The organism is Humidesulfovibrio sp. (assembly GCF_035560995.1).
In the GTDB taxonomy this organism is placed as follows: Bacteria; Desulfobacterota; Desulfovibrionia; order Desulfovibrionales; family Desulfovibrionaceae; genus Humidesulfovibrio.
The window spans coordinates 24,082-42,976 of sequence record NZ_DATMYK010000044.1 but is presented as its reverse complement, the minus strand read 5'-3'; the positions used below and the strand labels follow the sequence as shown (position 1 = coordinate 42,976).

At 67.2% G+C, this 18,895-nt stretch carries 14 protein-coding genes; 6 read left to right on the top strand and 8 right to left on the bottom strand.

Translation table 11 applies throughout. The annotated features are described in order from the left end of the window. Positions 1 to 329: 329 nt before the first annotated feature. Positions 330 to 1,340: a glycosyltransferase family 4 protein gene (locus VN419_RS01570; protein WP_325643726.1), complete on the bottom strand. Its 1,011-nt coding sequence runs from the start codon at positions 1,338 to 1,340 to the stop codon at positions 330 to 332. Next, positions 1,337 to 2,494, bottom strand: a complete 1,158-nt coding sequence (locus VN419_RS01565) for a glycosyltransferase family 4 protein (RefSeq protein ID WP_325643724.1) — start codon at positions 2,492 to 2,494, stop codon at positions 1,337 to 1,339. The genes VN419_RS01570 and VN419_RS01565 overlap by 4 nt, the downstream gene beginning before the upstream one ends. A 158-nt stretch (positions 2,495 to 2,652) precedes the next feature. On the opposite strand from VN419_RS01565, the gene VN419_RS01560 reads away from it, so the two are divergent. Then, positions 2,653 to 3,288: a phosphatase PAP2 family protein gene (locus VN419_RS01560; RefSeq protein WP_325643722.1), complete on the top strand. Its 636-nt coding sequence runs from the start codon at positions 2,653 to 2,655 to the stop codon at positions 3,286 to 3,288. A gap of 32 nt (positions 3,289 to 3,320) precedes the next feature. Here VN419_RS01560 and VN419_RS01555 read toward each other — a convergent pair whose 3' ends face one another. Genes VN419_RS01555 through VN419_RS01545 form a run of 3 tightly spaced genes read right to left on the bottom strand, consistent with a single transcriptional unit; the run spans position 3,321 to position 6,994 of the window. Next, positions 3,321 to 4,064 carry a TVP38/TMEM64 family protein gene (locus VN419_RS01555; protein WP_325643720.1) on the bottom strand — a complete coding sequence of 248 codons (744 nt, stop codon included), beginning with the start codon at positions 4,062 to 4,064 and terminating at the stop codon, positions 3,321 to 3,323. Next, complete coding sequence (locus VN419_RS01550; protein WP_325643718.1) at positions 4,054 to 4,440, bottom strand: hypothetical protein; 387 nt, start codon at positions 4,438 to 4,440, stop codon at positions 4,054 to 4,056. The genes VN419_RS01555 and VN419_RS01550 overlap by 11 nt, the downstream gene beginning before the upstream one ends. Positions 4,441 to 4,459: 19 nt before the next feature. Next, the gene (locus tag VN419_RS01545) at positions 4,460 to 6,994 is read right to left on the bottom strand and encodes a diguanylate cyclase domain-containing protein (RefSeq protein WP_325643716.1); all 2,535 of its coding nucleotides are present in this window, start codon (positions 6,992 to 6,994) and stop codon (positions 4,460 to 4,462) included. Between the two features lie 141 nt (positions 6,995 to 7,135). Here VN419_RS01545 and panC point away from each other — a divergent pair, with 141 nt between their 5' ends. Genes panC through metK form a run of 3 tightly spaced genes read left to right on the top strand, consistent with a single transcriptional unit; the run spans position 7,136 to position 9,547 of the window. Then, positions 7,136 to 7,984, top strand: coding sequence for a pantoate--beta-alanine ligase (gene panC, locus VN419_RS01540; RefSeq protein ID WP_325643714.1), 849 nt, complete (start codon positions 7,136 to 7,138; stop codon positions 7,982 to 7,984). A 6-nt stretch (positions 7,985 to 7,990) separates the two neighbouring features. Beyond that, positions 7,991 to 8,350 carry an aspartate 1-decarboxylase gene (gene panD / locus VN419_RS01535; RefSeq protein ID WP_325643712.1) on the top strand — a complete coding sequence of 120 codons (360 nt, stop codon included), beginning with the start codon at positions 7,991 to 7,993 and terminating at the stop codon, positions 8,348 to 8,350. 27 nt (positions 8,351 to 8,377) lie between these two features. Continuing rightward, a complete protein-coding gene (gene metK / locus VN419_RS01530; protein WP_325643710.1) occupies positions 8,378 to 9,547 on the top strand; it encodes a methionine adenosyltransferase in 1,170 nt (389 codons plus the stop codon). 175 nt (positions 9,548 to 9,722) lie between these two features. Here metK and VN419_RS01525 read toward each other — a convergent pair whose 3' ends face one another. Genes VN419_RS01525 through VN419_RS01515 form a run of 3 tightly spaced genes read right to left on the bottom strand, consistent with a single transcriptional unit; the run spans position 9,723 to position 13,677 of the window. Further along, positions 9,723 to 11,399 (bottom strand): glycosyltransferase family 4 protein, encoded by a 1,677-nt coding sequence (locus tag VN419_RS01525; RefSeq protein WP_325643708.1) that lies wholly within the window; start codon positions 11,397 to 11,399, stop codon positions 9,723 to 9,725. Next, positions 11,396 to 12,547: a glycosyltransferase gene (locus VN419_RS01520; RefSeq protein ID WP_325643706.1), complete on the bottom strand. Its 1,152-nt coding sequence runs from the start codon at positions 12,545 to 12,547 to the stop codon at positions 11,396 to 11,398. Before VN419_RS01520 ends, VN419_RS01525 begins: the two co-directional genes overlap by 4 nt. Further along, on the bottom strand, positions 12,547 to 13,677 hold the full coding sequence (locus VN419_RS01515) for a glycosyltransferase family 4 protein (protein WP_325643704.1): 1,131 nt from the start codon (positions 13,675 to 13,677) through the stop codon (positions 12,547 to 12,549). Before VN419_RS01515 ends, VN419_RS01520 begins: the two co-directional genes overlap by 1 nt. A gap of 204 nt (positions 13,678 to 13,881) precedes the next feature. On the opposite strand from VN419_RS01515, the gene VN419_RS01510 reads away from it, so the two are divergent. Together VN419_RS01510 and VN419_RS01505 are read left to right on the top strand one after the other, a co-directional pair. Beyond that, positions 13,882 to 16,509, top strand: a complete 2,628-nt coding sequence (locus VN419_RS01510) for a bi-domain-containing oxidoreductase (protein ID WP_325643703.1) — start codon at positions 13,882 to 13,884, stop codon at positions 16,507 to 16,509. After that, entirely contained in the window at positions 16,503 to 18,866 is a 2,364-nt protein-coding gene (locus VN419_RS01505; RefSeq protein ID WP_325643700.1) for a methyltransferase domain-containing protein, read from the top strand. Before VN419_RS01510 ends, VN419_RS01505 begins: the two co-directional genes overlap by 7 nt. Positions 18,867 to 18,895 lie beyond the last annotated feature (29 nt).

Here is an 18,895-nt window from a genome sequence, read left to right as displayed (position 1 = left end):
GACCCCGCCAGAGGGCACGAGGCCCTCTGGACTCCCTGTGGCGCGGGATATTGCTTCAGGCGCGAAAGCAGCCTGAAGCAATATCCCGCGCGGAGGATCCGGGCGGGAGGCGACACGGGCCTGGGGCATGCGTCACCCCCGCGTCTTCACCCGCACTTGCGGCGAACTCGCAAAAGTCCAACAGACCTGCAACCGGCCCCCAGCCCTGCCCTGCCCCAACGGAGAAGCCCCGGAGCGCTTTTGCGCTCCGGGGCTTCTCGCTTGGCCTGCGGGTCCAGGGGGTGCATACCCCCTGGCGGGGTCTGGGGCAGAGCCCCAGCTCTTTCCCCTTACAGCCCCAGCGCCCGCCACAGTTCCGGGGCCATGCGCTCCAGGCTGAAGCGCTGCACCACGGTGGCGCGCGCGGCCTGGGCCATGCGCTCCAGCAGGTCGCGGTCGCCCGCCAGGGCCAGGATGTGCGCGGCCCAGTCGGACGGCTGGCGCACGAGCAGCCCGTCCTGGCCGTGGGTCAGGATCTCGTTGTTGAAGCCCACGGCCGAGGCCACGGGCACGGCCCCGCAGGCCATGTACTGCAGAATCTTGAAGCCGCATTTGCCGCGCGTGTACTCGTCGTCGGTGAGGGGCATGAGCCCGACCTCGAAGCCGCGCAGCTGGTCCACTTCCAGGCTGGGGCTCCAGCGCTCGAAGCTCACCATCTCGTGCAGTTCGCCCTCGTAGGCGTGGTCGGACACGATGCGGATATCCAGGCGCTCGCGGTGCGGGGAAAGCTGGCGCAGCACCTCGGGCAGGAAGAACAGGTTGCCGCTGGTGCCCATCCAGCCCACGCGGAAGGGGCCTATGCCGTGGGCGTCGGGCGGGGCCGGGGTGTATTTGGCGGTGTCGAGCAGCGTGGGCAGAACGAAGATGTTGGCCTGGGTCTCGCGCGCGTGCCCGGCCAGATAGTCGTTGCCCGCGATGACGAGGTCGACGTTGGCGCAGGCGTGGGCGAAGCGCGCCTTGATCTTGGCGGCCTTTTCCGCGCTGCCGGGCTGGCCGATTTCGGCCGGGTGCAGGGCCCACAGGGCGTCGTCCACGTCGTAGACGAGGGTTTGGCAGCGACGGCGGATGAGGGACAGCTCCCAGGGAGCGAAGAGCTTCTGCTGGATGACGATGACGCGCGCGCGCGGCAGGGTGAGCAGGAAGCCCAGGCGCTGGTGGATGGCCTTGGGCGCGCGCCGCCAGTCGACCGCAAGCCCGCGCGCGCGGCCAAGGTCCACAAAGGGCAGCACGCGGAAGCGCACGCTGGGCAGGGTCTCGCCCGAAGGCGTGAGGAACAGCAGGTCGAGGGCGGCTCTGCTCATGGGCGGCCTCGTTTTTCCAGCAGCAGTTGGTCCACCATGTCCAGATAGGGCGCAAGGCCGCTGGGCTGGCCGTCGGGCCAGACGAAGGCCGGGCGGGTGGCGTCCGCGGCTTGGGCCGCCGCGGTGGTGATGAGCCGGGCAAGGGTTTCGGCGTCGCCGGGATCGGGCAGGACAAGCTTCGGGTCCACGAACACGGCGCTGCCGTTGCGGCTGCTTGAAATGGCGGGCAGCCCGCAGGCCAAGGCCTCCAGCACGGCGTTGGAGCAGGCGTCGTAGTACGTGGGCAGGGCGAAGACGTCCGCCGCGCCGTAGAAACCGGGCATGTCGTCCACCTTCCCCGCGAAGCGCACGCGGCCCGCCACGCCCAGGCGCTTGGCCAGGGCGATCCAGGCGTCCGGGTGGCGGCCCCCGGCCACGGCCACGTGGAAGTGTTGCGGCAAGAGCGCCAGGGCGCGGATGAGCGTGCCCACGCCCTTGAGGGCGAAATTCGTGCCCGCGGTGCAGACGACGACATCGGCGGGTGTAAGGCCGAGCGCGGCGCGCAGCGCGGCCCTGCGCTCTGCGGGCAGGGGCTGGAAGCGCGAGAGGTCCGGCCGGTTGTAGACCACGCTGACGCGCTCCGGGTCCAGGGCGGGGTGGGCCTCCAGCAGCCAGTCGCGCACCAGGTGCGATACGCAGACCACGCGCTGGTCCGGGTTGGCGGGCGTATCGAACTGCCGGGCCTCCATCCACTTGATGACCGCTGCCGAGGGCGACAGCGCCCGGCGCAGGCTTTTGCCCAGGCGCGTCAAGCCTTCGCCGTGGGCGGCCAGGGTCAGGCGGTTGAAGATGTCCTGGGGTCCGCCGCCCACGCGCAGAATATCCTGGTTCCAGGTGCGGCCCAGGCCGATGACGAGGTCGTAGCCGTGCGCGCGCAGGTGCTTTTCCACCGCCCAGGCGAACCAGAGGTTTTTCACCGCGCGGCCGAAGGGCGGCCGGCCCAGTTCCACCGGGGTGACGCCCTGAGGCAGGCGGCCCTCGGCCCGGGCGCAGAGGAAGCTCACCGCGTGGCCTTGTGCGGCCAGGGCCTCGGCCAGGCGCCAGCCGAAGCCTTCCGCGCCGCCGTAGAGGCCCAGGCGGGGCATGGACAGGGCGATGCTGGCTGGCTGGGTCATGGCGTTTCCTGTGCTGAGTCTGGGTGCTGACGTTTTGGGGCGCGTTTCCGGCGGAAGTCTTGAACGAAATGCCCGGCTTTGACAAGACGCGGGACTTTGGCATAGCGTTTCGGCGTTGCGGAAAGCCCTCCGCGTTCCCCCATTCATGGAGGCCCCCCATGTTCACCGCTTCGCCCCTGGACCTGGACCTGCAACTCCTGCTGAACCAGCAATGGCGCGCCGCAGCGCTGGACGCGATCCTGCCGGTATTCTCCATGCGCGCCGCGCTGTTCATGCTTCTGGCGGGGCTGCTTGTATGGCGCTCGGCCCTGCGGGGCAAGGGGCAGGTGATCTATTTCATCGCCCTGGTGCTGGCCATGGGGGTGACGGACCTGACCTGCAACGCGGTGAAGCACGCCGTGGAGCGGGTGCGGCCCCAGCACACGGTCACGGGGACCTATTTCCAGGAATCCGGCCAGTGGCTGCGCCTTCCCGCGGACCACGAGCCGCGCGATACCGGCACCTCGTTCCCCTCGGCCCACGCGGCCAACTCCATGGCGGCCGCCGTGCTGGCCATGTGCCTGTGGCCCAGGCTGCGGCGCGGGCTATGGGCCCTGCCCCTGGTGGTGGGCTGGTCGCGGGTGTACCTGGGCAAGCATTATCCGTCGGATGTAGTGGCGGGCTGGCTTCTGGGGGCGTTCATCGGCTGGTGCTTCTGGCAGGCCTGGAAGCGCCTGGCCCCGCGCCTGACCCTTGCCGTGCTGCCGGACGACCTGTACCGGCCTTTCCTGCTGCCGCCGCCCGATTGTCGCTAACAGACCGCCGCTAACGGGCTGCCGCTAAAAGCTTACTTCGCGGACGGCTCCACGCGTTCCGCGCCGCTACCGTCCTCCCCGTCATCCTCCACAGGCACCGCGCCCTTGCGCTTGTACGCCCGGTACACGGAAACCCCGAGCCAGGTGGCCGCGGCCAGGAGCAGCACGGAAAGCCCGATGGACAGGGCCTTGCCCAGCGTGGTCTGGGCGTTCACCCCGGCCCCGAAGATGGCGAACACGAGGTTCTGCGGCAGATAGCCCAGGCCGGAGCTCAAAATGAAGGCCGCGGCCGGGATGCTCGTCACGCCCGCGGCCACGTTGGTGAGCATGTTGTGCCCCACAGGAAACAGGCGGATGGCCAGGGCCGAGCGCCAGGGATCGGAGCGCAGGAAGGCGTCCAGGCTGGCCACGCGACGGCCGAAGCGGTGCTTCACGAAATCGCGCCCCAGGGTGCGCGCCAGGCCGAAGTCCATGGCGCAGCCGAGCATGGTGCCCAGAGTGGCCAGAATGGAGCCCCAGAACCAGCCGAAGGCGTAGCCGCCGAGGAAGGCCGTCAGCTGCCGGGGCAGGCCCATGCCCGTCACCAGCCCGGTGAAGCCCAGAAAAAAGAGCACTCCGACCACGCCCTGGCCTTCCACATGGGCCAGCAGCCACTGCTTGTCGTCCAGGTGCTGCTCCAGCCCCAGGGCCCGGGCCAGGGCCACCAGAGCGCCGAACACGGCCAGCATGGCCAGGCCCTTCAGGACGGGCTTGAGCCCGGCCGCGCTATTTGCCACCAGAGCCCTCGCCGTTTCCGGCCCGTTTGGTGCGCTTGGCTTCGCGCTCGGCCGCGCGCCGCTCGGAGCGCGTGCCCTCGAACTTCTGGGGCTGCTCGCCGCGGGTGCTGTTGATGAGGCAGAAGCCGATGAACAGGGCCAGGGCCTGGGCCGCGCCCATGAGCAGGTCGCGCTGGATGATGGCGTACCAGACGCCCGCGCCAGTGCCGATGAGAAGCGGGATAAAGGGCCAGCGCGGGCGGCGGGTGGAGAGCTGCGGCAGGCCGAAGAGCCCGCGCCACAGCACGGCCATGAAGGCCACGAACTGCAAGGCCACGGCCACGGCCAAAAGCTGCGTGGACAGCGGAACCATCACGATGTCGGACATGGGGGACATTGGCTCTCCTTGACGGGGGCTAGAATCGGCTTCTGGACCCGGCCTTGCGGGCTTCCTCGTGCTTGCCCTGCAGAGTCAGGGCCTCCACCAGGGCGCCCCAGAATTCCTGGCGCTCCGGCATCAGCGCGGCGCTCTGCCGGGCCAGCACCTCGGCAATCTGCGGGTCCTCCCCGGCGTCCAGATACAGCCGCGCCAGCATATGCAGGGCGAAAGGATCGTTGTGATTGGCGCTGATGGCCAGGTGCAGATGCTCGCGCGCGCGGTCGGCCTGGCCTTTGGCCAGGGCCACGCGGGCCAGGGGGCGCAGGGCGCTGGCTTCTCCACCGGGCGCGGCCAGGGCGCGGGTGTACAGCGCCTCGGCCTGGTCCAGCTCGCCCGCGGCCTCGGCCAGGGAGCCCAGGCGCAGCAGGCTGAAGCAATGGCCGGGGTCCAGCTCCAGGCAGCGCTCGTAGGCGGCGCTGGCCAGGGCGTTCTCGCCCAGGCGCTGGCAGGCCCAGCCAAGATTGTAGTGGGCCATGACGTCGGAGGGCTCCGCCGCCACCACCAGCTCGAACTCGCGCCGGGCCAGGTCGGGCTTGCCCAGCTGGGCGTAGCAGATGCCGAGCGAGTTTCTGGCCAGCATGTTCTCGGGATCGGCCAAAAGCGAGAGCTTGAACTCCTCCACCGCGGCGTAGAGGTCGCCCTCCACGAAGAGCCTGTCGGCCGCGACGTTCAAGGACACGGAATCGAACAGGGCCACGCGGGGCGCGGGCAGCAGCAGCGCGTGCTCCAGGGCCTTGCGCGCGCACTCCAGGGCGTCGGCCTTGGCGAAATTGAGGAAAGGATAGCTGAACAGCCCCACGGCCAGATCCAGGCCATGCTCCGCCGCCGCCTGGGCGCACAGCTCCTCGGCCTTGGCCAGGGCCTCCGGCCCGGAGCCGCCGGGCAGGAAATGCACCAGCCCGCCCAGGCCGAAGCGCCCGCCAGCCGCCCGCGCGGCTTTCTGGCCCGATTTCTGGCCGGGCTTGGCCTCGCCGGGGCAGGCGCCGGAAACGGATGTCGCGGGCAGAAGGCAGCCCTGGGCCAGGGCGGCCACCTGGGCCACGGCCGCGTCCAGATGCTTCACCGTTCCGCCGCGCCGGTCCACAACGTCGCTCTTCTCGCCGGAAACTCCGGCCCCGCCAGGACTGACCACACGGGTGAGCACGACGGTGAAGGCGTCCGCCCTTTGGCGCACGCGGCCGAAAAAGGCCAAAAAGTCGCGGTAGCTGTAGAGCCCGGTGAGCATGTCGCGCTGGGCCGGGCCCTGGCCGCCCTCCTCCACCGGCTGCGCGGCGAAGAGGCTGTCGCGCTCCTGGATCAGGGTCAGGCGGTCGCCGGGCTCCGGGGCCCAGGCCGAGTCGCCCGCGTGCAGAATCTCGGCGAAGGCGATGTCCTCCTGCACCTCGGTGAGCACGATCTCACCCTTGTACAGCGCGGGCGAACGGCCCAGCAGGCGCTCGTCGCCGGAAAGGCGCGCCTCGATGGTGCGCTCCTGGAACTTGGGCGACCATACGAGGTAGCGCAGGCCCTCCTGCGCGCCCACGCCGCGCCCCAGAGTGACGGAAAGGCGCTGCATGGGCATGACCTCAAGGATGCGGCCGCCCGTGCGCGCGATGTCGAGAAAGCCGAAGACCCGGTTGCGGCCGTGGTCCTTGCTGGTGCCCACGGCCTTGGCCGCCGCGCGCATGAGGATGCGCGCCTGCTCGCCCGGGGTGCGCTCCAGCTGGGGGCCGCGCAGGCACTGGGGATAGTTGGCGTAGCCCAGGCTGGCCGAAACGCTGATCAGGTCGCCCGTCATTTCGTCCTGGAAGGACAGGCCGCCGATGGCTTGGCGCACCTGCTCCGCCAGTTGGAAGGCGCCCTTGGAGCTGGCGTCGGGCACCAGAATGGCGAAGGTGTCGTTGTGGATGCGCGCGGCCGTGACATGGCGCGGGCAGGCCCCGGCGATGGCCCGGCCCACCTGGGCCACCATCTGGTCGCCCAGCTGGTAGCCGTAGCGCTCGTTGATCCACTGGAAGGAGTCCAGGTCAAGCAGGATGACGCCGAGCGCGGCGCTGAAGCACTGCACGTCCGGGTCGGTGCGGCCGCCGGTGGTGGCCTCCAGGCAGTGCCGGATGAGGGCGATCTCCTGGCCGAGCACCTTGTGGAAGTGCTCGCGGCTGGCAAGGCCGGTGAGCGGGTCCGTCACCGAGCGCTTGTACAACAGCATCTGCTCCAGCACCTTGGTGGCCATGGCCAGATACACGGGCGGCATGGCCTTGGGCGCGCCAAGGCGCACCCCGCGCGCCACGAACACCCCCAGCACCCTGCCGCACAGCACCAGGGGCAAAATGAGCTCCCGGCTGCCCGCGTCGTAGCGCAGGCTCGGGGGCTGGCTCCCCTCGCGCGGGAAGTACAGGCTGTAGGTGGTGAAGGGCAGGAAGGCGCGGATGGCGTCCTTCAGGCTGTGTTCCAGGTCGATCAGGTCCTGGCGGGTGAGCTGGACGCTCTCGTCCTTCAGGATGTCGGTGAGGATGTCGGCGGCGGGTCGCATGCAGAACTCTCTATCCTGCCGCAACTTCCAGCACAAGGCCAAACGCCTGGGCCAGCGGCGGGAAGGGGGAAATATCAGTGGACAGCACCACCCAATCGTGCCATGTGTGCCTTCCAAAAACACACCCGCATGGGAACCTCCATGGACCTCCTGAACACCCCCGCAGCCTTACGCATTCAATGCCGCCAGTGGCGCAAACAGGGTCATTCCATAGCCCTGGTGCCCACCATGGGCTTTCTCCACGCCGGACACATGAGCCTCATCGATGAGGCCAGAAAACGGGCCGACAAGCTCGTGGTCAGCGTGTTCGTGAACCCCACCCAGTTCGGCCCGAACGAAGACCTGGACCGCTACCCGCGCGACCTGCCCCGCGACCTGAAGCTGGCCGAGGAGCACGGGGCCGACGCGGTCTTCGCGCCGGAGCCGGGGGCCATGTACGAACCCGACCACGCCACCTGGGTGGAGGTGCCGGAGCTGGCCAAGGGCCTGTGCGGCGCCTCGCGGCCTATCCACTTCCGGGGCGTGTGCACCGTGGTGCTGAAGCTTCTGAACCTCGTGCAGCCCGACGTGGCCGTGTTCGGCCAGAAGGACTGGCAGCAGCTGGCCATTTTGAAGCGCATGGCGCGCGACCTGAACCTGGACGCGGAACTCGTCGGCATGCCCATCTTCCGCGAGGCCGACGGCCTGGCCATGAGCTCGCGCAACGTCTACCTGACCGGTGACGAGCGCGCCCGCGTGCCCGCCATCCGCCAGGGGCTGCTGCTGATGCAGCAGCGCGTGAAAGACGGCGAAACCGACGCCGAGCAGCTGGGCCTCATGTTCCGCCGGCATATTGCCGATACCCTGCCTGATGCGCGCATCGACTACGCAGCCTTCGTGCACCCGGAGTCCATGGCCCCGGTGGCGCGCGTGGACAAAGCCACGCTGCTGGCCGTCGCCGTGTTCATCGGCAAGGTGCGCCTTATAGACAATATTCTCTTAGAGGGGTAAGTACCCATGCCCAGACGCACATTCATGAGCGCCAAGATCCACGGCGCCACCCTCACTTCGCTGAACCTGGACTACGAGGGCAGCATTTCCGTGGATACCGCCCTGCTCGACGCCGTGGGCATACTGCCCAACGAGCAGATAGACGTGCTGAATCTGGACAACGGGGAGAGGCTGACCACCTACGCCATTCCCGGCAAGCCGGGAGAGATCTGCCTGAACGGAGCAGCCGCGCACAAGGGCAAGGCCGGGCAGAAAGTTATTCTGGTGACCTACCTGGAGCTTGAGCCGCATGAAATTGCCTCGCACAAGCCCAGGGTCATACGTGTGGATGCCGCCAACAGGCCCGAGGCGGCCCACGTAACCTAATGTTTACCTGATATACTGGAGGATTGAATGATTTCGCCCAAAAGCCGCTACATGTTCACGTCCGAGTCCGTGACCGAGGGACACCCGGACAAGGTGGCCGACGCCATCTCCGACGCCGTCCTGGACGCCCTCATCGGGCCTGATCCCAGCTCCCGCGTGGCCTGCGAAACGCTCGTCACCACCGGCATGGCCTTCATCGCCGGAGAGATCACCACCAAGGCCTACGCCGACCTGCCCACCATCGTGCGCGAGACCGTGAAGGAAATCGGCTACAACAGCTCCGAGATGGGCTACGACTACGCCACCTGCGCCGTCATGTCCGCCATCGACAAGCAGAGCGCCGACATCGCCCAGGGCGTGGACCGCGCGAAGCCCGAGGACCAGGGCGCCGGCGACCAGGGCATGATGTTCGGCTTCGCCTCCAAAGAAACCCCCACGCTGATGCCCGCGCCCATCTACTACGCGCACCAGTTGTCCCAGCGCCTGACCTTCGTGCGCAAGCAGGGCATTTTGAAGTTCCTGCGCCCCGACGGCAAGACCCAGGTCGCCGTGGAATACGAGAACGGCAAGCCCGTGCGCATCGACAACGTGGTCTGCTCCGCCCAGCACGATGAAACCATCGAGCACGGCGACCTCGTCGAGGCCATCAAGAAGGAAGTCATCTACCACACCCTTCCGCAGAACCTCATCGACGACAAGCTGAAAATTTACGTGAATCCCACCGGCCGCTTCGTCATCGGCGGACCCGTGGGCGACTGCGGCCTCACCGGCCGCAAGATCATCCAGGACACCTACGGCGGAGCCGGCGCCCACGGCGGCGGCGCGTTCTCCGGCAAGGACCCCTCCAAGGTGGACCGCTCCGGCGCGTACATGGCGCGCTATGTGGCCAAGAACATCGTGGCCGCGGGCCTGGGTGAAGTGGCCGAAGTGCAGATCGCCTACGCCATCGGCGTGGCCGAGCCCGTGTCCGTGGTCTGCACCACCCACGGCACCGGACAGGTGGCCGACGACGTGCTGACCCGCGCCGTGCGCGAAGTGTTCGACCTGCGCCCCTACTTCATCCTGAAGCGCCTCGACCTGCGCCGCCCCATCTACAAGCTGACCACCAACTACGGCCACTTCGGCCGCGAGCTGCCCGAGTTCACCTGGGAAGCCACCGACGCCGCTGCGGATCTGCGCACGGCCTGCAAGCTGTAAGAACAAGAGCAAGAGAATATCCGCGGGGGGAGCATGCGCTCCCCCCGCGCCCCCCGCAGGCCAAGCGAAAGGGCCGGGAACGCGAAGACGCGTTCCCGGCCCTTTCGCTTGGGGCGAGGCCGGACGGGAGGCGGGACTCCGTCGAGACAGCCAATGGCCCTGTGCCCCAGGGAAACTACAGGGCGGGCTTCCGGGCGGCGCGCGCTTCTTCCCGGTCAGATGCGCCCGGGGGCTGAGACAGCTCCACAAGAGCGTCCATGATGCGCCTGGTATGCCCGCTCCAGGAGTGCCGCTCCAGCGCAGCCTTTCTGGCTCCCTCTCCAAGCTTGCGCCGCAGTTCCGGGTCATCGGCCAGCAGCTCCAGCGCCCGCGCCAGGTCCTGGGCATCGCCGGGCACGGTCTTGAGCGCGGTCTCCCCCTGCTCCAGCACCTCGTCCATCTGGTCCAAGGCCGAGGCGGCAATGGCCTTGCCCATGGCCATGTACTCGAAGAGCTTGGTGGGCGAGCCGAAAAAGCGGCTGCCATCGGCGTTTGGCACATGGGGCGCCACCAGGATGTCGCAGGCCGCCAGATGCGCGGGGCCCTCCACCTGGGGCACCGTGCCGGTAAACACCGCCAGATCGCGCACCCCTGCGGCGGTGAGAATCTCCTCGCAGGCGGCGCGCCGCACCCCGTCGCCGATGAACAGCAACCGGGCGGAGGAACGCAGGTCGGGCCGCCGGTCGAGCAGCAGGGCAAAAGCCTCGGCAAGTTTTTCAGCCCCGTGCCAGGCGCCGAATGTGCCGATGAAGCCAAACACCAGACGTCCTTCCAGACCGTGCCTGCGGCGCACCGGCTCCCCATCGACGCCTGGATGGTAGACCCCGCAGTCCACGCCGTTGGGGTTCACCAGAATCTTGTGTGCCAGAACGCCGCGCGCAACCAGTTCGTCGCGCAAGGGCTCGCTTACCACCACCACCAAATCCGCAGTGCGGAGGGCCACTGTCTCAATACGCTCCGCAAGGGCCGCGTGGGGCAGCCCGGTGCCCCAGTTGCGCGCCACCCAGACTTCGGAGCCGTTGTATTCGAGCACGAAAGGCAGATTTTGCTCAAGCGCCAGCTGGGTTCCGCTCCAGTTGTTCAGGGCATGGCGCTGGTACAGGAAGGACACGGGTCTGTCGGCCAGCAGGCGCCAGCACTGCGCAGCGAAGTCCTCGCTGAAGGTCAGGGCCGGAAGCCCGCGCTGGCTCCACAGCTTCCGGTGCGTCGGCAGGATGCAGTGGGTCTCGATGTCCCCGCGTACCGTGGGCAGCCTGTCGGTGGTGAAAAGCACCGGTGCGCCGCCGAAGCGGCCAAGATTGTTGCACACTCCGGCCACATGGCCCACGGAGCCTCCGGCCCGCAGATCGGCGATGAGATCCGTGCGCAGATAGGCAGGCTGGTCCGCCAGCCGCACTGGCGGCGGCTTGCGGTTCCTGGCCAAGGCCTCAAGCCTATGCAGCCGCACGTCCAATCCGGCCAGCCAGGTCTGCAGGGCCAGGGCGTCGCGCACATACCTCGCGCCGAAGCGCATCAGGTCGGCAACCCCAAGCGGGCGCACCAGTCCGCGGCCATCGGCGAGCACCACCCGGCGTCCCATCCACCGCGCAGCCAACAAGGCCAGCAAGGGGTCAGGCGCGAAATTCACCGCGCCAGTATACAGCACGACCAGATCGCAGGCGAGGAAGCGCCTCGCCAGTTCTCCGCTCTTGGCCCAAGCGCGCACCATGGCCGGATAGGCCGTTTTTGCGTCCAGAATGCCGGGACCAAAGGCCGGGACCAGTTTTTCCAGCGGGATGGCATCGGCATGATAGGCGAGGACAAGGGTTCTCATGACGCCCCAAGGTTCAGGAGTTTCAAGAGTTCCTCCAAGCGGGGTTGCCAGTCATAGTCAGCTGCGAAGCGCTGGCATTGGGCGACAGGTGGAGCGGCGGCGTTGGCTATGGCTTCGATGAACTCGCGGGCGCTGTCCACCAGGACTGCGGGCGAGCCAAGTTCCTCAAGAGTTCTCCAGCGGGTGGCCACCACGGGCAGGCCTGAGGCCATATATTCATAGAGTTTCAGCGGGTTGATGCCGTGCACCAGGTCGGGGAATGTCGCCACGTCAAAGGGAATCACCCCCACGGCCGCGTGCTGCATGTAGGCCGGCAGGGAAGCGTGGGGACGCGGCCCCAGCAGACGCACGTTGGACAGGCCGTCCAGGCGGTGGCGCGCCCCGCCCTCGGGCCCCACGACGACGAAGCGGTGCCTGGGCAGGGCGGCCGCGGCCTGGCGCAGCCACTGAAAATGGAACCACTCCTTCAGCACACCTGCGTACAAGACCACGGGCCGAGGGTCATCCTCGTATTCCGCCGGCCGGGGCGCTGGCTGCGAAAACAGGGCATTGTCCACGCCGTTGAGAAGCAGCGCGCTCTGTTTCGCGCCCAGAGAGGCCGCTGTCTCGGCCAAATGCGGCGCAGAATAGACCAGCGCGTCGACAAAGCGCGCCACGCTCTCCAGGGCGCGTTGCGCAGCGGGCGTATGGCTGGAAAAACCGGCGGGATTGTCCGCCAGACGGAAAACGCTCTTGCCGTGCCGCAGGCCGCGCCACCAGTATCCCTGGGCGATGGAGTCCACGTACACCAGATCGAATGCTTCAAACCCGGCGCGGGCCAGTACGCGGGCCGGATCAGGCCAGGCCATGGCGCTCCAATGACGCTGTACAGGCCAGGAACGCAGCAGAGGTCTCTCGTTCGGGGTGCACAGGGCCCCGGGCACCCAAGTCCAGAGCCTCTCCTCCACCCAGCGCCCGCCGGAGCGGTGCAGCTTCAGGCGTTCCCGCAACTGCGCAGACAGTCCGCCCAGCAGATGCAGCGGAGACACCGGGTCGCTCACAAAGGCCACGCGCCAACCGCGCTCCAGCAGGCAACGGGCCAGGTGGTGCGAGCCCACATGCCCCGGGCTGCCCCAGTAGTTGCACGCGCAAAACAACGCGTCAGGCATCAGCGCCCCCCTGCGGCGGCGGCCGCGATGAGCCCTTTGAGATGTGCCCGCAACCGCTCGGCGAAGGAGGCGTGACCATATCGCGCCAGCGTGGCTCCGTGCTGGGCCCTGGCCAGTGCGGCGCGCTCCGGGCCAGGCATGTCCGCAAGGCTCCTGAGCAGCGGCAGAATCTCTGCATCGGCGCGAAAGCGCAGCGCTCCCGTGGCCGCGGCGATCTCCGCCAGGCCGCCGGAATCACGCACGGCAGTGACGCAGGACAGGGCCATGCCCTCCACCGCCGCCAGCCCGAAGGCCTCCGCGCAGCGCGAGGGCACCAGACAGACCTGCGCGCCGAGCGAGCGCGCCGCGGCAGGCACATCCGCCACTCGGCCATGAAAAACCGCGTTGCCCGGCATGAGACGGCTCAGAGCCTTCGCAAAATCCTCATCGGCGAAATCAGCGGCGCCCAAAAAATGGAAGCGCAGCCCAGGCAGAGCGCTGGCGGCCTCAACGAGTGCGTCCTGCCCTTTTTCGGGCGAGAGCCTCCCGATGACGAGCACCTCACGCAAGGGGCTGTCGGAATGCCTGTCCTCGTTGGCCAGACCGCCGAAAGCCGCGCCGAGGCCGTTTTCCAGCACGCGCAGCTTCGGCAGACTCCGGCCGTCCTGTTCGAGCACGCCAGCCGCGAAGGACGAGGGCGCCACCAAGGCCAGACAGCCATCCTGCCGCGATGCGGCAAGGAGCAGGCGGCGTTCCAGGCCGCAGTGGGCAAGGTGCGTGTGGATGCAGAAAGGTGTGCCGGCCACGGCTGAGAGCCCCATGACTGCGGGCAGACAGCGAAGGCCGTTGACGTAGATGAGTTCCTGGCGGCTCAGAAAGCGGGCGTGCCGGGCCAGCAGCCCGCCAGTCCACAGGCCCAGGCGCAGCATGTCTGCCGGGCCTTTGCGCCCCTGCCGCAGCGACAGTTCCGGCAGGACGCGCGTTTCCGCTCCGGAGGCCCCCGCAGCGGCCAGCAAAGGGCCTCTTGGCGCCAGCACAGTCACGCGCGCGCCAAGGTCCAGCGCTGCAACGACGAGCTCCAGCAGCACCTGTTGCCCGCCACCAAGGGAGCCGTACTGGTCGAGAAAGGAAAGAGTTAAATTATGGAGCATGTGCAAGCATAACGCAGGAGTGGCTTAGGAACAAGCTGTTGAAGGAACGGTTCACCACTGGGTAGACCTTGACACCTTATCGAGTTCAACTACATAAACCCATAGCCTAATGAATGCTATGGGTTTTGGCCGAGCGGAGAAAACCCATATCCGGAGCTTATGAAACAACTCATCTGCAATAGCGCGGGAGCGCTTGTGGCTCGCATGCCTCGCCCTATTGCCCAGCGTGGGCAAATCCTCGTCCGCGTCCGCTATTCCTTGGTCAGCGTCGGCACGGAAATAGCTTCTCTACGACCCGCGCCCTGCGAACCCCAGACACCCTCTGAGCAATTAAAAAACGCCACGAGCCTGGCCTGCACCTACCTCGGCAAGGCCATTCGCCATCCGGACAAGGCCCTGCGCAAGATCAAGAGCATTGCGGCCCGCCACGCACAGCCCCTGCTTAAGCGCATGCGACCCACCACGTCCGCGCCCAATGCCCAGCCCCTGGCGCCCGGCAGCGCCGCCTGGGTCCGCCACAAAGCGCTGAGCTTCGAGGCCGGGCCCGCTGGGCTCTCCCTAGCTCTCACGTCCGACTCCAGCGAATTCGACTACCAGGCTGGCCTCGGCCCAATCGCCATCCCCGAGGGCCACTGGCCCTTGGTCCGCCTGAGCGGGAAAATCTCCGGCGGCACTCTCGGCATCGGCGTCACCGATGGCGAGGGCAATTCCTGGCTGGTCAACAAGATATATTCTCAAGGCGAATTTGCCGACGAGTTGGCCTGCCCGCTGGCCTCGGGGGCATTCCGCCTCATTGTGTCCAACACCGGTGAACGAAAGACCGTGGAGATGCGCCTGGACACGGTGGAGATCCTCTTTCTCCCCCAGGCCGAATCCCAGTCCTATCGGCCGGATACCGGCGACACAGGCTGGAACGTTGGCTATTCAGCCGCTGGCGAGGTGCTGTCTTGCGGCGAGGGTGTCACAGGTTTCGCCGTGGGCGACCTGGTGGCTTGCTGTGGGGCCGGCATCGCCAACCATGCTGAATTCATAAGTGTTCCCCAAAATATGGCCTGCCTCGTGCCCCAGGGCTGTCCCCTCATCGAGGCCGCGACAACCACCGTGGGTTCCATCGCCCTGCAGGGCGTGCGACGCACCGCCCCAGCCCTGGGCGAACGGGTGGCGGTCATCGGCCTGGGGCTCATCGGCCAAATGACGGCGCAGCTGCTGCAGGCCAGCGGCTGTCTGGTGCTGGGCATGGACCTGGATCCCGGCCGGGTGGAGCGGGCCCGGGCTCTGGGCATGAATGCAGGGGCCGACAGCCCGGAAGGCTTCCAAAAGCTTGTGCAGCAGGCCACCGGGGGCGTGGGCGCGGACAAAGTCGTCATTACCGCGGCCACCAAGTCCAACGCACCGTTGAACTTGGCCATGCAGCTGGTACGCGAGAAAGGCACCGTGGTCATTGTGGGCGACATCGGGCTCTGCCCGGAACGGCCCGCCTTCTACCGCAAGGAAGTGACCCTGCTCATGAGCACCGCTTACGGGGCTGGACGTTACGACCGTTCCTACGAGGTCGAGGGGCGCGACTACCCGCTGCCCTTCGCCCGCTGGACCATCAAGCGCAACATGCAGGCCTACATGGAGCAGATCGCGGCCGGCCGTCTGCACATCGACGGGCTCATCGACCGCGAGGTGGACATCGACCAGGCACCGCCCGTGTACAAGGAGCTGGCCGAAGCCAAGGGCTCCCTGCCGTTGGGCGTGGTGCTGCGCTATCCCGATGCGGTCGGCGAGGCCGAGCCGGTGGTCACCCTGCGCGGGCACAGACCCGTGAACAAGGCCCCAGTGCGTTACGCCTTGGTGGGGGCTGGCGCCTTCGGCACTTCCATGCTGGTTCCCCAGATGGACAAGCGCCCTGGCGTGTTCCAACACCTGGGCGTGGTCAGCGCTGACGCAGTACGCGGCGGCAACTACGCCCGCGAGAAAGGGGTGCCCTACCTGGGCTCCGACGTGGGCGCCATGGCTGCGCGGCCGGACATCGACCTGTTGGTGGTGGCCACACGCCACGATCAGCACGCCAAGGCCGTTGCGGCCGCCCTGGACGCAGGTAAGCACATCTTTGTGGAGAAGCCCCTGGCGACCACCTGGGAGGAATTGTCGCAGGTGGACACCGCCTGGCGCAATAGCCGTAGTCTTGAACGCCCGCCCCTGGTTATGGTCGGCTTCAACCGACGCTTCTCCCCGGCGGTCCAGACTCTGATTTCAGCCCTGGCTGGGCGCACCGAACCCATGCAGGTGCTTTACAGGCTCAATGGCGGGTACATTCCCCCCACGCACTGGGTGCAAACCCAGGAAGGAGCCGGCCGCAATATTGGCGAAGCCTGCCATATGTATGACGTCTTTCGGGCCCTGACCGGCCAGGCCGTCAGTTCCATCCAGGCTGCCTGCGTTACTCCGGGCGGGCTGCGCCTGCGCAACGACAACTTTTCCGCATGCCTTTGCTATGCCGACGGCTCTCAGGCCACGCTCCTGTATACCGCCCTGGGGCCTAAAACCGGACTGCCCAAAGAGCGCATTGAGGTGTTCTGCGGCGGCGAGGCCTACATAATAGACGACTACCGCAAGCTCACCCGCGCCTCGGACAGAGCCGTGCTCTGGGAAGGCGAGATGGACAAAGGCCATGCCAGTGAATTTGAGCTTCTGGGCGCGGCGCTGACTTCCGGCGCGGAGGCCCCCATTGCCTTTGATGAGATCCTGGAGACCACGGCGGTATCCCTGTACATTGAGGACTTGCTGTGCGGCCGGGCCACGGGCTGGGGCGGCGGCGAAGACGAGGAGAGCGCCGAATGCTGAGCCCCCCTCCGGCTTGGCTGCGCAGTCTGCCCAGGATCGTGCGCGTGCCTATCGGCATCATCCTGGGCTACCATGGCGGTCCCGAAGACATTTGCCGCAAGACGGCAGAGAAACTTGGCCTCGCGGAGTTCGGCCGCTCAGTGGTCGGCAAATGGAGGTCACCGTACCGCCGGGCCCGGTCGAGGGCGATATTGGACCGGCTGGCCGCCGAGGGTTCACCCGCGCCGGTCCCCTTCCCGCAGCACCCGTCTGGGCCTGGGGCTTACCTGCGTCTCGACTTCTGGGCGAAGATCAGCTCCGGCGGCAGCTACGGCCACACCTGTTATGTGGCCCAAGAGCTGGACAGGATCATCCCCGGTCTGACCTGCTACATGGCTCACCCATATGAACTGCTCGGCCACATGGGCATCCAACAGATCGTAGTGCCGATAGACAGCCCCACCTGCTCCGCCCTGGATCTGCTCGTCCAGGGCTTCGGCAGTCTGAAATGGCTTGAGACGGCCTTCAAAGCCAAGCGGCCGTCCTTCATCTACGAACGCCTCGTGCTGGGCAACCCTGTGGGAGCCATACTCAGCAAACGCTTGGGCATCCCGTATATCGCGGAGTACAACGGCTCGGAATTCGAGATGAGCCGCACCTTCGGCGACGGCCCCATGGACCTTGAGACCGAGCTGCAGCTTGTGGAGTCCTGGGCGCTACGCCAGGCCACCACCATCTCCGTGGTTTCAAGCGTTATCCGCGATAGTTTGGTGCGGATGGGCATTGAAGCCGAGCGCATCGTCGTGAACCCCAACGGCGTGGACACCGAGGCCTACCGCCCGGCCGGACCGGAGGAACGCGCCGCCTTGCGCGCCGAACTGGGCTTCGCCCCGGAGCACCGCGTGGTCTGTTTCTCCGGCACCTTCGGCGGCTGGCACGGGGTGGATGTTTTGGCCGAGGCCATGCCGCGCATTCTCAAGACTTCGCCGGACGTACGCTTCCTGCTCATCGGCGACGGAAACTTCAAGCATCTCGTGGACGAGACCGTGGAACGCCATGGCCTCCGAGACAAGGTTCTCATGACGGGGCGCATCTCGCAGCAGGAGGGGGCGCGCATGTATCGTGCCGCGGACATCCTTGTCTCCCCGCACTCGCGCAACATGTCCTCCACACCGTTTTTCGGCTCGCCCACCAAACTCTTCGAGTACATGGCGTTGGGAGGCGGCATTGTGGCCTCGGACCTGGAGCAGATCGGTCAGGTGCTGCGGCCGGCCATCCTTTCCGCCGAGCTTGATGCAGAACCCGAGGCCGCGGACAGGCGCGCCGTACTCTGTCCCCCGGGTGACGTAGACGCCTTCGTCAAGTCCGTGTGCTTCCTGGCCGGCAGGCCGGAACTCAGCGCACGCCTTGGGGCCAATGCCCGTGCGGCGGCGGTACGCGAGTTCACATGGCGGCAGCACGTGGAGCGGACATGGCGTTTCGCCAAAGGCGACGCCTCGGCTTCCTGGGGCATTAGTTCGTCCGCCCGGCAGGCCGACATCTGCGCCGAGTTCCCCGATCTGGACTCAGACGCCCGCGGCAACGCCCAGGCCCAGTGGAACGCCAATCCTTGCGGCGCCCTTGAGGGAGGCGACTTCAATAGCCTGAAATATTTCCTCGACGTGGAGCGAGCACGTTACGCCGAGCAGGACTGGATGCACGCGGTGGTGCCCTTCGACGCCTTCGCTGGGAAGCATGTGCTGGAAATCGGCGTGGGCCACGGAACGGACCTCCTCCAATTTGCCAAACATGGTGCGCACTGCCATGGCATAGACATCACCGACCGGCACATGGAACTCACCAAGCGCAACTTTTCCTTGCGCGGGTTCGAGGTGGACATCCGCCGCTCGGACGCCACGGCCATCTGTCATCCGGACGAAAGCTTCGACTGCGTGTACAGCTTCGGAGTCATCCACCACATTCCGGAGGCGGACAAGGTATTCGCCGAGGTGCGCCGGGTGCTCAAACCCGGCGGGGTGTTCTTCGTCGGTATGTACAACTTCTGGTCCGCGTTCCACTTTGTTTCCAAAATCTGGCACGACGGCCTGCGTGCGGGGAAGCTGTCGCGCCTGGGTTATGCAGGCCTTCTCTCCACCATCGAGTCCGGTGCTGATGGCATCGCGATCAAACCCTACGTGAAGCTTTACACCCGCAGAGAGCTGGCCCGGGCCGTGCGCGCCGCCGGATTCGAAGTTGAGAGTTCCGGCTGTGCCCAGCTCAAGCCCTCGCACTTCGCCAACCTGCACCAGGTGGCGAGGCGGCACTGGCGCATTATCAGCCGCATGGCCCCATACTGGGGCTGGTATGTGTACGCCCTCGGCCGCAAGCAGGGTGGTTAAGCATGCCCGGCAGCACCTTTCGCCCTCCG

Bases quoted from the DNA above. Each gene is read 5' to 3' on its own strand.
- VN419_RS01570 (WP_325643726.1), bottom strand. From the start codon at position 1,340: ATGAGCAGAGCCGCCCTCGACCTGCTGTTCCTCACGCCTTCGGGCGAG.
- VN419_RS01545 (WP_325643716.1), bottom strand. From the start codon at position 6,994: ATGCGACCCGCCGCCGACATCCTCACCGACATCCTGAAGGACGAGAGC.
- VN419_RS01520 (WP_325643706.1), bottom strand. From the start codon at position 12,547: ATGCCTGACGCGTTGTTTTGCGCGTGCAACTACTGGGGCAGCCCGGGG.
- VN419_RS01525 (WP_325643708.1), bottom strand. From the start codon at position 11,399: ATGAGAACCCTTGTCCTCGCCTATCATGCCGATGCCATCCCGCTGGAA.
- panC (WP_325643714.1), top strand. From the start codon at position 7,136: ATGGACCTCCTGAACACCCCCGCAGCCTTACGCATTCAATGCCGCCAG.
- VN419_RS01505 (WP_325643700.1), top strand. From the start codon at position 16,503: ATGCTGAGCCCCCCTCCGGCTTGGCTGCGCAGTCTGCCCAGGATCGTG.
- metK (WP_325643710.1), top strand. From the start codon at position 8,378: ATGATTTCGCCCAAAAGCCGCTACATGTTCACGTCCGAGTCCGTGACC.
- panD (WP_325643712.1), top strand. From the start codon at position 7,991: ATGCCCAGACGCACATTCATGAGCGCCAAGATCCACGGCGCCACCCTC.
- VN419_RS01565 (WP_325643724.1), bottom strand. From the start codon at position 2,494: ATGACCCAGCCAGCCAGCATCGCCCTGTCCATGCCCCGCCTGGGCCTC.
- VN419_RS01510 (WP_325643703.1), top strand. From the start codon at position 13,882: ATGCCTCGCCCTATTGCCCAGCGTGGGCAAATCCTCGTCCGCGTCCGC.
- VN419_RS01560 (WP_325643722.1), top strand. From the start codon at position 2,653: ATGTTCACCGCTTCGCCCCTGGACCTGGACCTGCAACTCCTGCTGAAC.
- VN419_RS01515 (WP_325643704.1), bottom strand. From the start codon at position 13,677: ATGCTCCATAATTTAACTCTTTCCTTTCTCGACCAGTACGGCTCCCTT.
- VN419_RS01550 (WP_325643718.1), bottom strand. From the start codon at position 4,440: ATGTCCCCCATGTCCGACATCGTGATGGTTCCGCTGTCCACGCAGCTT.